Genomic DNA, 17,089 nt, shown 5'->3' on the forward strand with positions numbered 1-17,089 from the left:
CAGCGATTCGACCGCGTCCGGAACGCCGTACGTCCGGCCGTGGTCAGCTCGCGCCGCCCGCGAGCTTCTGCAGGTCGGACGCCTCCACGGTGTCGGACGGGTCCGGCACGGTGGTGTCGACCGCCAGGCCGTAGTCCGAGTAGAGGACGGAGGCCTTGAACGCGCCGGCCTTGGTGTCGCCCGTCTCGGTGCGCTGGACGACCAGCTGGTCGGCGTCGACCCAGACGTCGATCGTCTCCTTGCTGATGCCGGCGGTCGTCAGCTTGTCCTTGAGCTGGTCGAGCTGCTGCTGGGTCATGCCCTTGCCGGCCGCCGCGGTGATGTCGTTGAGGTCGAGCACACCGGAGTAGTGGGTGGTGGCCTTGCCGGCCACGGTCTCCTGGCCGACCTCCGTCACCTTGCCGGTGGCGATCAGTGCCCGCACGCCCTCGACCGGGTCCGCGTCCTTGAGCTGTTGGGAGCCGCCGCCGGTGGCCTTGGCCTGGTCGGCCTGGCTGTAGTGCATCCAGTGGCGGCCGCCCAGCGCGTCCACCGCCTCGCCGCCGAGGCGCAGGTACATGCCGTCCTTGGCGAAGCGGTACGGCGCGGACTCGCTACCGGTGATCTTCGCGATGGCCTGGCCCATGGCGGAGCCGGACATGTCCATCGTGAGCTCGCCCTGGAGGCCGTCGGCCCAGGAGATCGCGCCGGCGCCCTTCATGGCGATCGGGCCGATCGTGATCGCCTCGGTGACCTTGGCCGACTTGGCGGCGCTGGTCTTCTGGGTGACCTGTTCCAGGTAGGCCGCCGGGCTCACCTTGGCCGGGGCGGCGGAGGTCGGCGCGGCGGACGGGGTGTTCGCGGCGGAGGCCGCGCTCGGCGCGGCCGGGGCCGCCGGGGCGGCGGTCTTGCTGTCGTCGTTGTTGCAGGCTGTCGCGGTCAGCGCCAGTGCGGCGAGCACGACGGCTACGGCGGTCTTGCGGGTTCCAGCCATGGGTTCCCCCCTCGAGAACCCCCGGGCGCGTGGTGCGCCCGGGGCGTCAGCCGGTTGTCGGTGCGGGCGGGCCGGTGGCCCTGCGTCAGCCGAGCAGCTTGAGCAGGTCCGCCTCGGAGCCCAGGTCGCCGGCGGCGGGCGCCTCGATCTTCGCGCCCTTGCCGAGGTCCGAGTAGGCGACGGTGACGGCCTTCGACTCGCCGTTGGTGTCGCCGAACTCCTGGTACTTCACGAGCTCCTGCTTGCCGTTCAGCCAGAAGTCGATGGTGAGGGTCTTGCCGTCCTCCTCCAGCGACTTCTGGACGGACTGGCGCTGCTCGGCCGAGAGCGAGGTCATCCCGGCCACCAGGACCGAGGTGTCCTCGACCGCCCGCAGGTGGGTGGTCTGGACGCCGTCCACGGTCTCCTGGCCGACCTTGCTCAGCTTGCCGCTCTGGCCGGCGACGGTGAGCTGGGCGACGGGGTTCATCATCTGGCCCACCACCAGGAAGGTGCCGCCCATCTCCTCGGAGGAGGGCACCTTGACCCAGTGCTTGCCGCCGAGGGCCGGGGCGGCGGTGTCGTCGCCGCCGAGGTAGGCGTCGGTCCCGATCACCCGGATCTTGAGCTTCTTGCCCTCCATGTCGCTGGACAGGTCCACGGACACCTTGCCCGGGTCCTTCCAGTCGGCGGTGCCGGCACCGCTGGGGTTGGAGCTGTCCGGCGAGGTCATGGTGACCTTGCCGTTGCCGGCCTTCTGCATCACCAGGGCGGCGGCGGCCAGCGCGGCCTTCGGGTCGCCGGTCAGCGCGGCCGCCAGCGAGCCCGGGTCCTTGGCCTCGGCGCTCTTGGTGTCGGCGCTCTTGGCGCCGTTGCCCTTGCTGCCGCCGCAGGCGGTGAGGGCGGCCAGCAGGACCGCGGCGGTGGCGACGGTCGAGGCGAGGCGCGCAGCGCGCATGGAAGGTACCCCCCGTTGAGATCTGTTCTTCGGAAGAGCCGATCCTCAGCTTCTTCTCACGCGGACTCTAACGGATGCCCGGGTCCGCTCCGCACCGGATATCCCGCTCCCGTCACCCGGCCGCGGCGGTGGTCGCGCCCCCTGCACCGGAGGCTGAGACATCGGTCGTGGTCACCGTGGTTCCGGCACTGCCGCGGACCGTCTCACGCAGCCTCAGCAACCGCTGGCCGGGCCCGATCCAGAGGTCGTAGTCGATCTCCGCCACCCCGCGCTGCCGGTACCAGTCGACCGTCGCGGCGAGCCGCTGCGGGCTCAGCTCCCGTTCGGCGTCGAAGAGTTCGGCCACCGGCGCGGAGCCCCGGTAGTGGGCGACGGTCACCCCGTCCAGCTGCTCGCCGCCGAGCGAGCCGAGCCGGCCGGTCTGGGCGATCGCGTACGCCCGGCTGCCCGGGTCGGTGATCAGCGCGGTGGTCCAGCCGCCGGCGTAGCCGTCCGGGTCGCCGCCGGCCGCCGGGTCGAGCGACTCGGCGGTGGCGCGGTCCGCGTGCTTGTCCGCGCCGCCCTGGTAGGAGAGGTCGATCGCGCCGTCCCGGAGGGTCAGCCGTCCGGCGCCCAGCTCGTCGGTGACGGTCAGCTCGGCCTCGTCCCGGTCGCCCCAGGCCAGGGTGCCGCCGGCGGTGCGCTTGCCGTCCGGCCCCTCCCGCACCACGTCGATCCGGGCGCCGCCGGCGTCGTCCAGCGCCTGGGCGGCCGTGAGCACCACCTGCTTGGGCGGCACCGGCGCCGGCTCACCGGGGACGGCGGTGCCGGGGACGGCCAGGACGCTGCAGCCGGTGACGGTGCCGAGCAGCAGCAGGGCCGCCGCGAGCGCGGCGGGGCGAAGGGCGGACGGCACGGCACACTCCTGCGGTCACAGGTTCCCCACATGATCTGACCGGCAGAGCGTACGACGGCTCGGGCAAACGTTCCCATTCGTCCGTGTCCCGATCCGGCAACCGTTTCGGCGGCCCCACAACGACGGCGGGCCCGCACCCCCGGTGAAGGGGGTACGGGCCCGCCGTGCGGACTGCTTCAGAGCGCTGGCGCTCAGACCGCGGCCGGGTCCTCCTCGACGAGGAGGTTGCGGGTGCGGTTCGGGTCCACCAGGACACCGGGGCCCATGGTGGTCGAGAACGCGGTCTTCTTGATGTAGCGGCCCTTGGCGGCGGACGGCTTGGCGCGGAGCACCTCGTCCAGCGCGGCGGCGTAGTTCTCGACCAGCTGCTCGTCGGTGAAGGAGACCTTACCGATGATGAAGTGCAGGTTCGAGTGCTTGTCGACGCGGAACTCGATCTTGCCGCCCTTGATGTCGTTGACAGCCTTGGCGACGTCCGGGGTCACGGTGCCGGTCTTCGGGTTCGGCATCAGACCACGGGGACCGAGCACGCGGCCGAGGCGGCCGACCTTGCCCATGAGGTCCGGGGTGGCGACGACGGCGTCGAAGTCCAGCTTGCCCTTCGCGACCTCGTCGATCAGCTCGTCGGCACCGACGATGTCGGCACCCGCAGCACGCGCGGCCTCGGCACGCTCGCCGGTCGCGAAGACCAGGACCCGAGCGGTCTTACCGGTGCCGTGCGGGAGGATCACGGTGCTGCGGACCATCTGGTCGGCCTTGCGCGGGTCGACGCCCAGACGCATGGCGACCTCAACGGTGCCGTCGAACTTGGTGGTGCTGGTCGCCTTGGCGAGGCGGACGGCCTCGAGGGGGGCGTAAAGGCGCTCGCGGTCGACCTTGGCGTCCGCGGCCTTCAGAGCCTTGCTGCGCTTCACTGCTGCTCCTGAATGGTGATTGGAGTTGTGGTGTCACGGGCCTGCGCAGGCCCTACCACAGGGACGGCTGAGCCGATTTGCCCCTGACGGGACGGGGGGATCAGCCCTCGACGGTGATGCCCATCGACCGGGCGGTGCCGGCGATGATCTTCTCCGCCGCGTCCAGGTCGTTGGCGTTGAGGTCGGGCATCTTGGTGGTGGCGATCTCGCGGACCTGGGCGCTGGTGAGCTTGGCGACCTTGGTCTTGTGCGGCTCGCTGGAGCCCTTGTCCACGCCGGCGGCCTTCAGGATGAGGCGCGCGGCCGGCGGCGTCTTCGTGATGAAGGTGAAGGAACGGTCCTCGTAGACCGTGATCTCCACCGGCACGATCATGCCGCGCTGCGACTCGGTCGCGGCGTTGTAGGCCTTGCAGAACTCCATGATGTTGACGCCGTGCTGGCCCAGCGCGGGGCCGACCGGCGGCGCCGGGTTGGCCGCACCGGCGTTGATCTGGAGCTTGATAAGCCCCGTGACCTTCTTCTTCTTGGGAGGCATGTCTCTCCGGGTCCTTCCGAGAGGTGATTGCTGGTGCGTGCGGAACCGGGGCGACACCCGGCCGCCAGCACACACATCGGACCAGGCTAACGCGTTCGCGCCGCTGGACCAAAACGGATCCGGGGCAGGGCCCTCGGCCCCGCCCCGGATCCGAAGACTGGGCTAGTTCTTCTGGATCTGGTCGAAGGAGAGCTCGACCGGGGTCTCCCGGCCGAAGATCTCGACCAGGCCCTTGACCTTCTTCGAGTCGGGGTTGATCTCGTTGATGGTCGCCTGGAGGGTCGCGAACGGACCGTCGGTGACGGTGACCGAGTCGCCGACCTCGAAGTCCAGCACCTGGATCTCGCTCGGCTTGACCGGCGACGGCTTGCCGGCCTCCTTGGCGGCCTGGCGCTCGACGTCCGGGGCGAGCATCTTGACGACCTCGTCCAGGGTCAGCGGGTACGGGTCGTAGGCGTTGCCGACGAAGCCGGTGACACCCGGGGTGTTCCGGACGACGCCCCAGGACTCGGGGGTGAGGTCCATGCGCACCAGGACGTAGCCGGGGAGCTTGTTCTGGCGGATGGTCTTGCGGTCGCCGTTCTTGATCTGGACGACCTCCTCCTGCGGCACCTCGGCCTGGAAGATGTACTCCTCGACGTTCAGCGAGACGGCGCGCTGCTCCAGGTTCTGCTTCACCCGGTTCTCGTAGCCGGCGTAGGTGTGGATCACGTACCACTCGCCCGGCATGAAGCGCAGGTCCTCGCGGAACTTGGCGACGGGGTCGACCTCGACCTCGGGCTCCGCCTCGACCTCGGCCTCGGCGGGCTCCTCGAGGGACTCCCCGGCGACCGGCTCGCCGGCGGCGGGCTCCTCGTCGCCCTCCACGTGCAGCGCGGCCTCCTCGGCCGGCTCGCCGGCCTCGGCCTCGTCGTACGCCTCGGCCTCGTCCTCGTCGCTGTCCGAGGCGTCCACGATCTGCTCGGCGGAGTCGGCGTCGTCAGCCAGCTCGGCCGCGTCCAGCTCGGCGGCGACATCCGCCTCGCGGACGGTCTCGTCGGCGTCGTACAGGGGGGACTCAGACACGGTGGCTGCTTCTTTCCTGGAGATGGTGAAGGTGGCGCGCTCCGAAACCGGACCGGCGAGCGGCCGCTCGCGCGGGCGCCAGGACAGGCCTCGGAGACTTCAACAGTACCGAGTCCACGGTACGCGCGCGTACGTCCACCGCCGACAGCTCGACCCGGGCCGAGGATTCGGCCCGGGTCGGGAGTCGTTTCGGAGCTGGGGCGGCCGGATCAGCCGAAGACCAACAGGCTCAGCTTGGCGAAGCCGTAGTCGAGGCCGTAGACGAAGCCCATCACGACCACGACGAAGGTCACCACGACGGCGGTGTAGTTGGTGAGCTCGCTCCGGGTGGGCCAGACGACCTTGCGCAGCTCCGCGATGATCTGGCGGTAGAACAGGCCGATCCGGGCGAACAGGCCCTTCTTGGCCCGCTTGCCGGACTTCTTCTTGCCGGACTTGCCGCCCTCGACGGGCGTGGTCTCGGCGGCGCCGTCGGTCCCCTCGGGGTTGCCGCTCTCAGGCGTTGCGGTGGAGCCCGTGGTCTCCGTCACTCGTCCTCACCTGAATCCGGGTCCGGCCAACATCACCTGCGTACCCGTTTGAGGCACGAGCGGTCGGCTTAAGCGGTGCTGATCGGTGCCCTCTCCGCATCAAGCCCGCTCGCTCTGTGGAGCGAACGGGCTGATAACGGATCAAGCAGCAGGGCAAGAGGGACTCGAACCCCCAACCGCCGGTTTTGGAGACCGGTGCTCTACCAATTGAGCTATTGCCCTACAGAACCTCGCGGCTCCTGTGGCGACCAACCTACCGCATCTCCCCCCGCCGTCCGTACAGGCGGTGAAAGCTCCGGTCGTTTTCGGTGGGCCGTCGAGCAGCGAGTGTACGTGGTCCAGGGGTGTTTGGTCGAACCTCTTCTTCCACGACCGCGCCCCGCCCGACGGATCTGCGGCCGGGCGCGGGCGTCACCGGCGGATCGTCGTCGGCCGGGATGCGGACGGGGCCGTACGGATGCTGAAACCGCGATGCCCGGTCCGTCCCGGTTCTGCGACGATGCAGGCATGAGCGCTTCCACCCCGCAGCCCGACCAGTCCATCCGCCCCGCCGACCGCCGGGTCTCCGCCCGGATCGGTGCGATCGCCGAGTCCGCGACCCTCGCCGTGGACGCCAAGGCCAAGGCCCTCAAGGCGGCCGGCCGTCCGGTGATCGGCTTCGGTGCCGGCGAGCCCGACTTCCCCACGCCGGACTACATCGTCGAGGCGGCCGTCGAGGCCTGCCGCGACCCGAAGAACCACCGTTACACCCCGGCGGGTGGCCTGCCCGAGCTGAAGGCCGCGATCGCCGCGAAGACGCTGCGCGACTCCGGCTACGAGGTGGACGCCTCCCAGGTGCTGGTCACCAACGGCGGCAAGCAGGCGATCTACGAGGCCTTCGCCGCGATCCTGGACCCGGGCGACGAGGTCATCATCCCGGCCCCGTACTGGACCACCTACCCGGAGTCGGTCCAGCTGGCCGGCGGCGTCCCGGTGGAGGTCGTGTCCGACGAGACCACCGGTTACAAGGTCTCGGTCGAGCAGCTGGAGGCCGCCCGCACCGAGAACACCAAGGTGGTGCTCTTCGTGTCGCCGTCCAACCCGACCGGCGCGGTGTACACCGAGGCCGAGGCCGAGGCGATCGGCCGCTGGGCGCTGGAGCACGGCCTGTGGGTGCTCACCGACGAGATCTACGAGCACCTGGTCTACGGCGACGCCACCTTCACCTCGCTGCCGGCCCTGCTGCCCGAGCTGGCCGACAAGTGCATCGTGGTCAACGGCGTCGCCAAGACCTACGCGATGACCGGCTGGCGGGTGGGCTGGGTGATCGGCCCCAAGGACGTGATCAAGGCCGCCACCAACCTGCAGTCGCACGCCACCTCGAACGTCTCCAACGTCGCCCAGCGCGCCGCGCTGGCCGCCGTCGCGGGCGACCTGGACGCGGTGGCCGAGATGCGCACCGCCTTCGACCGCCGCCGCAAGACCATCGTGCGGATGCTCAACGAGATCGAGGGCGTCTACTGCCCCGAGCCCGAGGGCGCGTTCTACGCCTACCCGTCGGTCAAGGGCCTCCTGGGCAAGGAGATCCGCGGCAAGCGCCCGCAGACCTCCGGCGAGCTGGCCGCCCTGATCCTGGACGAGGCCGAGGTCGCGGTCGTCCCCGGCGAGGCCTTCGGCACCCCCGGCTACCTGCGGCTCTCCTACGCGCTCGGCGACGCCGACCTGGTCGAGGGCGTCAGCCGGATCCAGAAGCTGCTCGGCGAGGCCCGCGACTGAGCTCCGCTCCCGGAGTGGCGCCGGTAGGGACGTCAATCCGACGTACGGGATTCACCCGGCGCACCGCCCCCTTTCACCCCTTCGGGGGACGGGAAGGGGGCGGTTCCCGTTTGGGGGCCGCATACGGCAGTATCGGCGAATGGAACGCCTGTTGAACCCGCGAGACGTCAGGGGCCTCCCGAAGGCCCACCTGCACCTGCACTTCACCGGCTCGATGCGGCCCGCCACCCTGCTGGAGCTGGCCGCCAAGCACGGCGTCCGGCTGCCGGAGGCGCTCAGCTCCGCCGAGCCGCCCCGGTTGCGGGCCACCGACGAGCGCGGCTGGTTCCGCTTCCAGCGCCTGTACGACACCGCCCGCTCCGTGCTCCGGGACGAGTCGGACATCCGCCGGCTGGTCCTGGAGACGGCGGAGGACGAGAAGCGGGACGGCTCCCGCTGGCTGGAGATCCAGGTCGATCCGACGTCCTACGCACCACGGCTGGGCGGGCTGATCCCCGCGCTGGAACTGATCCTGGACGCGGTGGAGCACGCCGCCGCCGCCACCGGGGTGGGCATCCGGGTGCTGGTCGCGGCGAACCGGATGAAGTCCCCGATGGACGCCAGGACACTGGCCCGGCTCGCCGTCCGGTACGCCGACCACGGGGTGGTCGGCTTCGGCCTCTCCAACGACGAGCGGCGCGGCCTGGCCCGGGACTTCGACCGGGCCTTCGCCATCGCCCGCAAGGGCGGGCTGCTGGCCGCCCCGCACGGCGGCGAGCTGGCCGGGCCGGAGTCCGTCCGGGACTGCCTGGACGACCTGGGCGCCGGCCGGATCGGCCACGGTGTGCGGGCCGCCGAGGACCCGCGACTGATGGCCAGGCTGGCGGACCGGCAGATCACCTGCGAGGTCTGCCCCTCCTCCAACGTCTCGCTCGGCGTCTACGAGCGCCCCGAGGACGTCCCGCTGCGCCGGTTGTTCGACGCCGGGGTGCCGCTGGCGCTCGGCGCGGACGACCCGCTGCTGTTCGGCAGCCGGCTCGCCGACCAGTACGACCTGGCCCGTCGCGTGCTGGGCTTCAGCGACGCCGAACTCGCCGAGCTGGCACGGCAGTCGGTGCGCGGCTCGCGCGCGCCGGAAGCCGTCCGCAAGGAGCTGCTCGCGGACATCGACGGCTGGCTGGCGGACGCCCACGCCACCGCCCCCGGGCTTTAGAGCTTGACGCCGACCATCACCGGCTCGTTCACGAGCTCCACCCCGAAGGCCTCCCTGACCCCGTCCCGGATCTCCCGGGCCAGCGCCAGCAGGTCCTCGGCGGTGGCCGAGCCCCGGTTGGTGAGCGCCAGGGTGTGCTTGGTGGAGAGCGTCGCCGGGCCGCTGCCGTAGCCCTTGCCGAAGCCCGCCTTGTCGATCAGCCACGCGGCCGAGGTCTTGGTGCAGCCCTCCGGCGCGGGGTAGGCGGGGGCGTTCTCGGCGCCCGGGCGGGTGCGGAAGGACTCGTACTGCGCGGCAGTGAGCACCGGGTTGGTGAAGAAGGAGCCGGCCGACCAGGTGTCGTGGTCCGCCGGGTCCAGCACCATGCCCTTGCCGGAGCGCAGCCGCAGCACCGCCTCGTACGCCTCCGCCAGCGGCACCCGCTCGCCCTGCTCGACGCCGAAGTGCCGGGCCACCTCGGCGTACTTGACCGGGGTGGAGAACCCGGCGTGGTCCGCCAGGGCGAACCGCACCCGCAGCACCACGTAGCGGTCCGGGCTGGCCTTGAAGCGGCTGTGGCGGTAGGAGAACACGCACTCGGCGTTCGTCAGGGTGACCACCTGGTCGGCGGTGCGGTCGTACGCGACAACCTCGGTGATCGTCTGGGCGACCTCCTGGCCGTACGCGCCGACGTTCTGCACGGGGGTGGCACCGGCCGAGCCGGGGATGCCGGCCAGGAACTCGATGCCGGCCAGGCCGTGCGCGCGCACGGTGCGGGTGACCGCCTCCGACCACACCTCGCCGGCCGCCAGCTCCAGCACGGTGCCGTCCAGGGCGAAGCCGGTGGTGGCGATCCGCAGGACCGTGCCGGGGAAGCCGGCGTCGCCGATCACCAGGTTGGAGCCGCCGCCGAGGACGAGCAGCGGCTCACCGGCCGCGTCCGCCTCGCGGACGGCGGCGATCACCTCGTCGTCGGTGTGGGCCGTCACCAGGCGGCGGGCCGGGCCGCCGAGCCGGAGCGTGGTCAGCGGGGCGAGGGGGGCGTCGTTTTCTACCAGCACGCCCACCAGCGTACGGGGACGGCGGGGAGCCGCTTCCCGTGGGAAGGCCCTCCGGGGGGCCGTCCGGGAAGCGGCTCCGTTCGACCTCAGGCCTTGGCCGGCTCGTTCTCCGGCGGTCGGGGTGAAGTACAGCGACATGCCGATGCCGCAGAGCACCACGGCGGGCACCACCGGGCCGTACTCGTAGTGGGCGTGGGAGCCGGTGATCGCCCCGTACAGCGCGAGGCCGAGGCCCTGGAGGACCAGCCCGGTGACCACGATCGGGCGGCCGCCGAACCGGTCGGCCAGGACGCCGGCGATCGGCGCGACCGTCGGCGGCATGCCCGTCCACGGCAGCATCCGGATGCCCGCCTCCTGGGGGGTGTAGCCGCCGACGGGTTTAGTGACCAATCACTATCCCGGCAAGGGCGGAAGCCGCCCCGCGAGCCCGTCGAACGGGCCCCGGGGCGGCCGGCCGGCGGAAGACCGCGGCTCAGACGAGCCGCACGACCGCCTTGGACATCCCGAGCACCTTCTGCCCGCCGGTGGTGGCCAGCAGGTCGACCTGTACCCGGCGGTCGTCCAGCTTCTTGGCGACCTTGGCGGAGACCTCGATCACCGCGCCGACACCGTCGTTCGGCACCGGCACCGGGCGGACGAACCGGACCCCGTACTCGACCACCGCGGCCGGGTCGCCGACCCAGTCGGTGACCACCCGGATCGCCTCGGCCATGGTGAACATGCCGTGCGCGATGACGTCCGGCAGGCCGACCTCCAGCGCGAACTTCTCGTTCCAGTGGATCGGGTTGAAGTCGCCCGAGGCGCCCGCGTACTGCACCAGCGTGGCGCGGGTCACCGGGAAGGACTGCGCCGGCAGCTCGGTGCCGACCTCGACCTCGTCGTAGTTGACCGCCATGCCGCTCACTCCCCCGCCTCGTCGGCGGCCCGGGCCACCAGCGTCATGATGGACGTCACAACGTGCTCGCCGCTCTCGTCCGCCACCTCACCACGCACCGTGAGCACGTCATTGCCCGCCAGCGACTTGATGTTGTCGATGGTGACCGCGACCGTCAGCCGGTCGCCGGCCTGCACCGGGCGGGTGTAGACGAACTTCTGGTCACCGTGCACCACCCGGCTGTAGTCCAGACCCAGCTCCGGGTCCTCGACCACCTGGCCGGCCGCGCGGTAGGTGATCACGAACGGGAAGGTCGGCGGGGCGATCACGTCCCGGTGGCCGAAGGCCTTCGCCGCCTCCGCGTCGGTGTACGCGGGGTTGGCGTCCCCGATCGCGATCGCGAACTCGCGGATCTTCTCCCGGCCGACCTCGTACGGCTCGGTGGGCGGGTAACTACGCCCGATGAAGGAGGGGTCGAGCGCCATGGCAGCTCCTCGAAACGCGGGGTGGATACGAAAAAAGCTCCGGGCCGCACCCCCGTTGAGGGATGCGGCCCGGAGCAGATGACCTGGTTTCACACAGGCCCGACGCCCTGCGACAGGGTCAGCGGGTCTCGCGGTGCGCGGTGTGCGAGTTGCAGCGGGGGCAGTGCTTCTTCATCTCAAGACGGTCCGGGTCGTTACGCCGGTTCTTCTTGGTGATGTAGTTCCGCTCCTTGCACTCCACGCAGGCCAGCGTGATCTTCGGGCGGACATCGGTGGCAGCCACGGGAGTGCCTTCCTTGGACAACGAATAAGAACACGACAAGAGTAGCCGACCGGGAGTGCGATCTCCCGACCGACTACGCGGGGTAGCGGTGACCGGACTTGAACCGGTGACACAGCGATTATGAGCCGCTTGCTCTACCAACTGAGCTACACCGCCACAGTGATCCGCAGCACAGCCGGAGCTGACCACTTCTCACCAGAGCCCCCATGCGGAATCGAACCGCAGACCTTCTCCTTACCATGGAGACGCTCTACCGACTGAGCTATAGGGGCGAACGAGGAAGAGATTACACGTTCCGCGCCCAGAGGTGAAATCCGTATCCCGCGGCGAAGACCGCAGGTCGGCGAGGTGCACGGGCAGTCGATCCAAGGCCGGACGTTCGACCGGCCCGCGAAGCCCACGCCCCGAGCCGATACGACTATTGCCCGCCTCCCGGCGCCCCGCCACCACTCGCCATAGGCTCGACCCTCATTGGTCGGGACCCCGGCCGATCCCCGCCGGGGTCGATCCCGCGGTCGATCCCACCGGACCCCACTGCCCAGCGCGAGAGGAGCCGGCGATGGACAGCGAAGCCGCCGACGGGCCGCACTCCGGGCCCGGCCCGGCGGCCAACCCGCTCGGGCACGGCCCGGTCCTGCTGCTCACCGGCGCCCGGCTGGCCGACGGACGGGTGGTGGACGTCCGGATCAGCGGCGACCGGATCCAGGCGGTCGGCACCGTCGGCAGCCTCGGTCCGTTGCCCGCCCTGCCCGGCGCGCCCACCGTCACCACCGGCGCCCGGATCGACCTCAAGGGCTACCTGCTGCTCCCGGCCCCCGCCGAGGCGCACGCGCACTACGACGCCGCCTTCTCCGCCGCCCTGCCCACCCCACCGTCGGAGACCCCCTCCGACCTCACCCGACGGGTCACCGAGGCCGCGCTCACCTCGCTCGGCTACGGCGCCACCGCCCAGCGCACCCACGTCCGGATCGGCGACGTGCACGGACTGAGCCGACTGGAGGCGGTGCTCACCGCCCGGCAGGCGCTCCGGGGCCTCGCCGAGCTCCAGGCGGTGGCGATGCCCAGGCTGCTCACCGGCCGGGCCGGCGCGGACGGGCGGGCGCAGCTGCGCGAGGCGCTCAAACTGGGCGCCACGGCGGCAGGCGGCTGCCCCGAGCTGGACCCGGACCCGGCCGGCTATGTGCAGCTGCTGCTGGAGGCCGCCCGGGAGCTGGACTGCCCGGTGGACCTCCACACCACGGCCGCCGACGCCGCCCAACTGGCCCGGTTGACGGGTGCATTGGCGCCGCTGCGGCCACGGGTGGCGCTCGGCCCGTGCGGAGCACTACCCCGGGGCGCCTCCACCGTGCTGGCGACCAGCGGGGTTCGGGTGATCTGCCTGCCACAGAACGGCGGCTGCACCGGGCTGGAGGGCCGGGCGACCGGTCTGCGGCCCGGTCTGGTAAGGGAGTTGGCCTCGGCCCGGGTGCCGCTGGCGGCGGGCAGCGGCGCGCTGCGGGACCAGTCCAATCCGGTCGGCCGGGCCGATCCGCTGGAGTCGGCCTATCTGCTCGCGGCGGGCGGGGAGTTGGACCCGGAGGAGGCGTACGACGCGGTGGCGAACCAGGCCCGGGGACTGCTCGGGCTGCCGCCGGTCCGGGTGGACGCGGGCTTCCCCGCGGAGCTGCTGGCGGTGCGCGGGGACAGCCTGGCCGGGGCGCTCGCGGGCGGGCACAGCCGGCTGGTGGTGCACAGCGGCCGGGTGGTCAGCCGGACCAGCGCGGTACGGGAGTTCGCGGACACGGTGGCACTGGCGCTTCCCCGGCAGTCGGGTGGCGCGGACGGCTGAGGCCGGCACCGAGGACGGCCAAGGGGCGCGCAACGTGCGTCGCGCGCCCCTTTCCCCACCTGCCGGCCGCCTCGGGCGGCGGCTGGAGCGGCCCCGGCCTCCCCCACACGGAGCAGGACCGCTCGTTCGGCATCGACGCTACGCCCCCGGAACACCCCGGCAGGCCGTCCTTGACATCCTCCTATCGCTCAGCCGGACGCTGTTGACGGTTCGTTGACGCCTCACGGCACGTAGCGGTAGCCGATCCCCGGCTCGGTGATCAGATGGCGCGGGCGGGCCGGGTCGCGCTCCAACTTCCGGCGCAGGCCGGCCAGATAGACCCGCAGGTAGTTGCCGCGCGCCTCCTGGGCCGGGCCCCACACCTCCCGCAGGATCTGCCGTCCGGACACCAGCCGGCCGGGGTTGGCGAGCAGCAGGCTGAGGATCCGCCACTCGGTCGGGGTGAGCCGCACCGGGCCGGCCGGGCCCGTCACCACGGTGGCCCCGAGGTCGACGGTGTGGTCCCCGATCACCGGTCGGCTCAGCGGGACCCCGCCCGACGGGCGGCGGAGCACCGCGCGCAGCCGGGCCAGGAGTTCGTCCATCAGGAACGGCTTGGTGAGGTAGTCGTCGGCGCCCGCGTCCAGGGCGCCGATCCGGTCGGCGGCGTCGGCCCGGCCGGAGAGCACGATGATCGGCACCGCGCTGCGGGTGCGCAGGCCGCGCAGTACGTCCATGCCGTCGATGTCGGGCAGTCCGAGGTCGAGCAGGACGGCGTCCGGGGCCGAGGAGGCGGCCCGGTCGAGCGCCTCGGCGCCGCCGGCGGCGGTGCGGACGGCGTACCGGCGGGCGCTGAGGTTGATCCGCAGGGTGCGCAGCAGGGCCGGTTCGTCGTCGACGATCAGGACCTCGCGCCGGTCGGCCGCCCGCTCGCCGGACTCGTCCCGGACGTCTCGGCCATCCCAGCCGCCCTGTCCGTCCCAGCCGTCCTGTGCATCCCAGCCGTCTCGGGCGTCTCGGGCGTCTCGTTCACTCATGGTTCGGCGGCTCCTCCGCGGGTGCGGCCGGTTCGGTGGCGGCGGGCAGGGTGAGCAGCATGGTGGTGCCGCCCCCCGGGGTGTCCTCGACCTCCAGGCTGCCGCCCATCGCCTCGGCGAGGCCGCGGGAGAGGGCGAGCCCGAGGCCGACCCCGGTGGTGTTGTCGGTGTCGCCGAGCCGCTGGAAGGGCAGGAAGACCCGGTCGCGGTCCTCGGGGGCGATGCCGGGGCCGCGGTCGATCACCCGGATCTCGACCTGGTCGGCGTGGTGGCTGGCGGTGACCACGACGGGGGCGCCGGGCGCGTTGTGGCGCAGCGCGTTGGTGATGACGTTGGCGAGGACGCGTTCCAGCAGCGGCGGGTCGGCGAGCACCGGTGGGGTGCCCTCGTCGAGGTCGACGGTGAGGTCCGGCGGCCGGATCCGCGGGTACGGGTCGGGGAGGCTGTCGAGCGCCCTGGGCAGGATCTCGTCCACGTGGGTCTCGGTGAGGTGCAGGGTGAGGGCGCCGGCCTGGAGGCGGCTCATGTCGAGCAGGTTGTCCACCAGGCGGGTGAGCTTGGCCAGCGATTCGTCGGCGGTGGCGAGGAGTTCGGACTGGTCGTCGGGGGAGAACTCGACGTCGGGGCTGCGCAGCGAGCCGACCGAGGCGCGGGCGGCGGCGAGCGGGGTGCGCAGGTCGTGGCTGACGGCGGCGAGCAGGGCGGTGCGCATCCGGTCGGCGGCCTTGATCGGCTCGACCTCGGCGGCGGCCACGGCCAGCCGGTCGCGTTCCAGTGCGGCGCCGACGTGGGCGGCGAAGGCGGTGAGCACGCGTTGGTCGGCGGCGGGCAGCCGGCGGCCGGTGAGCACCAGCAGGGCGTCGGCGCCGACCGGCACCTCGGTGGTCTCGTTCGGTCCGTCGCCGTCGTCCGGGTGTGCGGCTTCGCTGTGGGCGAGCACCTCGCCGCCGGTGCGGGAGAGCAGTGCGACGGTCCGCATGCCGAAGGCCGTGCGGGACTTCTCCATCAGGGCGGGCAGCGCGTCGGCGCCGCGCAGCACGCTGCCGGCCAGGGTGGAGAGGGTCTCGGCCTCGGCGGTGGCCCGGGCGGCCCGGGTGGTGAGCCGGCCGGCGTGGTCGACCACGGTGGAGACGGCGAGCGCGATGGCGGCGAAGACCACCAGGGAGACGATGTTGTTGGTCTCGCCGATGGTCAGGCTGTGCACCGGCGGGATGAAGTAGTAGTTCAGCAGCACCGAGGCGATGACGGCGGCCAGCAGCGCGGACACGGCGCCGCCGAGCAGGGCGACGATGACCACGCCGAGCTGGAAGATCAGGGCGTCGGTGGTGAGGTTGACGGTGGCGTGCACCTGGGAGAGCACGGCGGTGAGGAGCCAGGGCAGCACGAACCCGGCCAGGTAGCCGACGATGGTGCGGCGCCTGGAGTGGCGGCGGCCGAGCGCTGGCAGCCGGCCGCGGCCGGTGAACTCGTGGGTGACCATGTGGACGTCGATGTCCTCGGAGGCGTCGACGGTGGTCTGGCCGGTGCCGGGGCCGGTGAGGAAGCGGTTGATCCGGCCACGGCGGCTGGTGCCGAGCACCAGTTGGGTGGCGTCGTGGGCGCGGGCGAAGACGAGCAGCGCGGTGGGGATGTCGTCGCCGACCACCACGTGGTAGCTGCCGCCGAGGGTCTCGACCAGCTGTCGTTGCTGGGCGAGGGCGCCGGAGGAGGCGCCGGCCAGGCCGTCGCTGCGGGAGACGTGGACGGCCAGCAGGTCACCGCCGGCGGTGCGGTCGGCGATCCGGGCGGCGCGGCGGATCAGGGTCTCGCCCTCGGGGCCGCCGGTGAGGGCGACCACGACGCGTTCGCGGGTCTCCCAGACCCGGTCGATGTCGTGGTCGGCCCGGTAGTCGCGCAGGCCCTCGTCCACGCGCCCGGCGACCCAGAGCAGGGCGAGTTCGCGCAGGGCGGTGAGGTTGCCGACCCGGAAGTAGTTGGAGAGCGCGGCGTCCACCTTCTCCGCTTTGTAGACGTTGCCGTGGGCCATGCGGCGGCGCAGCGCCTGCGGGGCCATGTCGACGAGTTCGATCTGGTCGGCCCGGCGGACCACCTCGTCCGGGACGGTCTCGCGCTGCGGGATGCCGGTGATCTTCTGGACGACGTCGTTCAGCGATTCCAGGTGCTGGACGTTGACGGTGGTGATGACGTCGATCCCGGCGGCCAACAGTTCCTCGACGTCCTGCCAGCGCTTGGCGTGCCGGCCGCCGGGAATGTTGGTGTGCGCCAGTTCGTCGACCACCACCACGGACGGGCGGCGGGCGAGCACCGCGTCGAGGTCCATCTCCTCGAACTCGGCGCCCCGGTAGGAGCGGCGGGCCCTCGGCAGGATCTCCAGGCCGGCCAGCATGGCCTCGGTGTGGCGGCGGCCGTGGCACTCGACGTAGCCGACCACGACGTCGGCCCCGCGCTGCTGTCTGCGCCGGGCCTCGTCCAGCATCCGGTAGGTCTTGCCGACCCCCGGGGCGGAACCGAGGTACACCCTCAGCCGGCCGCTGCGGTACACGGTGCCGGGGGTGAGGTCGCGGGCCATGGGCGCTGCTCTCTCCATCGTCGTGAGGTGACGGCCGGGTGGTGCGTGCGCGTGCGGGTACGAGGGTGGCCGGCCCGGGGGGGGGGGGGGCTCCCCCCCCCCCCCCCCCCCCCCCCCCCCCCCCCCCCCGGTTGGGTGACCACACCGTCCCCTCTTTTCTTCGGGGGTCCTGTTGGGGAGGGAGAAAGTGGGGCCCCC

The 17,089-nt window shown here is 72.2% G+C and carries 16 protein-coding genes and 3 tRNA genes; 3 read left to right on the forward strand and 16 right to left on the reverse strand.

The window, feature by feature from the left end:
- Positions 1-43: 43 nt before the first annotated feature.
- From ACZ4WV_RS04140 to ACZ4WV_RS04175, 8 genes are all read right to left on the reverse strand, one after another.
- The gene (locus ACZ4WV_RS04140) at positions 44-973 is read right to left on the reverse strand and encodes an SCO4651 family lipoprotein (protein WP_465742526.1); all 930 of its coding nucleotides are present in this window, start codon (positions 971-973) and stop codon (positions 44-46) included.
- 85 nt (positions 974-1,058) lie between these two features.
- Positions 1,059-1,910, reverse strand: coding sequence for an SCO4651 family lipoprotein (locus ACZ4WV_RS04145; RefSeq protein WP_465742528.1), 852 nt, complete (start codon positions 1,908-1,910; stop codon positions 1,059-1,061).
- A 112-nt stretch (positions 1,911-2,022) separates the two neighbouring features.
- On the reverse strand, positions 2,023-2,805 hold the full coding sequence (locus ACZ4WV_RS04150) for an SCO4651 family lipoprotein (protein WP_465742530.1): 783 nt from the start codon (positions 2,803-2,805) through the stop codon (positions 2,023-2,025).
- Between the two features lie 191 nt (positions 2,806-2,996).
- Positions 2,997-3,719 carry a 50S ribosomal protein L1 gene (gene rplA / locus ACZ4WV_RS04155; protein WP_465742532.1) on the reverse strand — a complete coding sequence of 241 codons (723 nt, stop codon included), beginning with the start codon at positions 3,717-3,719 and terminating at the stop codon, positions 2,997-2,999.
- 100 nt (positions 3,720-3,819) lie between these two features.
- Positions 3,820-4,254, reverse strand: a complete 435-nt coding sequence (gene rplK, locus ACZ4WV_RS04160; RefSeq protein ID WP_030290442.1) for a 50S ribosomal protein L11 — start codon at positions 4,252-4,254, stop codon at positions 3,820-3,822.
- Positions 4,255-4,416: 162 nt separating this feature from the next.
- On the reverse strand, positions 4,417-5,319 hold the full coding sequence (gene nusG, locus ACZ4WV_RS04165; protein WP_465742534.1) for a transcription termination/antitermination protein NusG: 903 nt from the start codon (positions 5,317-5,319) through the stop codon (positions 4,417-4,419).
- A gap of 209 nt (positions 5,320-5,528) precedes the next feature.
- On the reverse strand, positions 5,529-5,849 hold the full coding sequence (gene secE / locus ACZ4WV_RS04170; RefSeq protein WP_465742536.1) for a preprotein translocase subunit SecE: 321 nt from the start codon (positions 5,847-5,849) through the stop codon (positions 5,529-5,531).
- A 149-nt stretch (positions 5,850-5,998) separates the two neighbouring features.
- A tRNA-Trp gene (locus ACZ4WV_RS04175) sits at positions 5,999-6,071 on the reverse strand.
- A 285-nt stretch (positions 6,072-6,356) separates the two neighbouring features.
- On the opposite strand from ACZ4WV_RS04175, the gene ACZ4WV_RS04180 reads away from it, so the two are divergent.
- Together ACZ4WV_RS04180 and ACZ4WV_RS04185 are read left to right on the forward strand one after the other, a co-directional pair.
- A complete protein-coding gene (locus ACZ4WV_RS04180) occupies positions 6,357-7,604 on the forward strand; it encodes a pyridoxal phosphate-dependent aminotransferase (RefSeq protein ID WP_465742538.1) in 1,248 nt (415 codons plus the stop codon).
- Between the two features lie 139 nt (positions 7,605-7,743).
- Positions 7,744-8,796, forward strand: coding sequence for an adenosine deaminase (locus ACZ4WV_RS04185; protein WP_465742540.1), 1,053 nt, complete (start codon positions 7,744-7,746; stop codon positions 8,794-8,796).
- Here ACZ4WV_RS04185 and ACZ4WV_RS04190 read toward each other — a convergent pair.
- From ACZ4WV_RS04190 to ACZ4WV_RS04215, 6 genes are all read right to left on the reverse strand, one after another.
- Entirely contained in the window at positions 8,793-9,974 is a 1,182-nt protein-coding gene (locus ACZ4WV_RS04190; protein ID WP_465742685.1) for a UDP-N-acetylmuramate dehydrogenase, read from the reverse strand. The genes ACZ4WV_RS04185 and ACZ4WV_RS04190 overlap by 4 nt on opposite strands.
- 334 nt (positions 9,975-10,308) lie before the next feature.
- Positions 10,309-10,731, reverse strand: a complete 423-nt coding sequence (locus tag ACZ4WV_RS04195; protein WP_465742542.1) for a MaoC family dehydratase — start codon at positions 10,729-10,731, stop codon at positions 10,309-10,311.
- Between the two features lie 5 nt (positions 10,732-10,736).
- Complete coding sequence (locus ACZ4WV_RS04200; RefSeq protein ID WP_465742544.1) at positions 10,737-11,195, reverse strand: FAS1-like dehydratase domain-containing protein; 459 nt, start codon at positions 11,193-11,195, stop codon at positions 10,737-10,739.
- A gap of 118 nt (positions 11,196-11,313) precedes the next feature.
- Positions 11,314-11,478 carry a 50S ribosomal protein L33 gene (gene rpmG, locus ACZ4WV_RS04205; RefSeq protein ID WP_006604855.1) on the reverse strand — a complete coding sequence of 55 codons (165 nt, stop codon included), beginning with the start codon at positions 11,476-11,478 and terminating at the stop codon, positions 11,314-11,316.
- Positions 11,479-11,561: 83 nt separating this feature from the next.
- Positions 11,562-11,634: transfer RNA gene (locus tag ACZ4WV_RS04210), tRNA-Met, on the reverse strand.
- A gap of 43 nt (positions 11,635-11,677) precedes the next feature.
- Positions 11,678-11,750, reverse strand: a tRNA-Thr gene (locus ACZ4WV_RS04215).
- 287 nt (positions 11,751-12,037) lie between these two features.
- Here ACZ4WV_RS04215 and ACZ4WV_RS04220 point away from each other — a divergent pair.
- A complete protein-coding gene (locus ACZ4WV_RS04220; protein ID WP_465742546.1) occupies positions 12,038-13,306 on the forward strand; it encodes an amidohydrolase family protein in 1,269 nt (422 codons plus the stop codon).
- Between the two features lie 221 nt (positions 13,307-13,527).
- Here the strand turns inward: ACZ4WV_RS04220 and ACZ4WV_RS04225 are convergent, their stop codons facing one another.
- Complete coding sequence (locus ACZ4WV_RS04225) at positions 13,528-14,322, reverse strand: response regulator (protein ID WP_465742548.1); 795 nt, start codon at positions 14,320-14,322, stop codon at positions 13,528-13,530.
- Positions 14,315-16,909: an ATP-binding protein gene (locus ACZ4WV_RS04230; RefSeq protein ID WP_465742550.1), complete on the reverse strand. Its 2,595-nt coding sequence runs from the start codon at positions 16,907-16,909 to the stop codon at positions 14,315-14,317. Before ACZ4WV_RS04230 ends, ACZ4WV_RS04225 begins: the two co-directional genes overlap by 8 nt.
- Between the last annotated feature and the right edge of the window lie 180 nt (positions 16,910-17,089).

The sequence above is a fragment of the Kitasatospora sp. NPDC029312 genome (assembly GCF_055569215.1).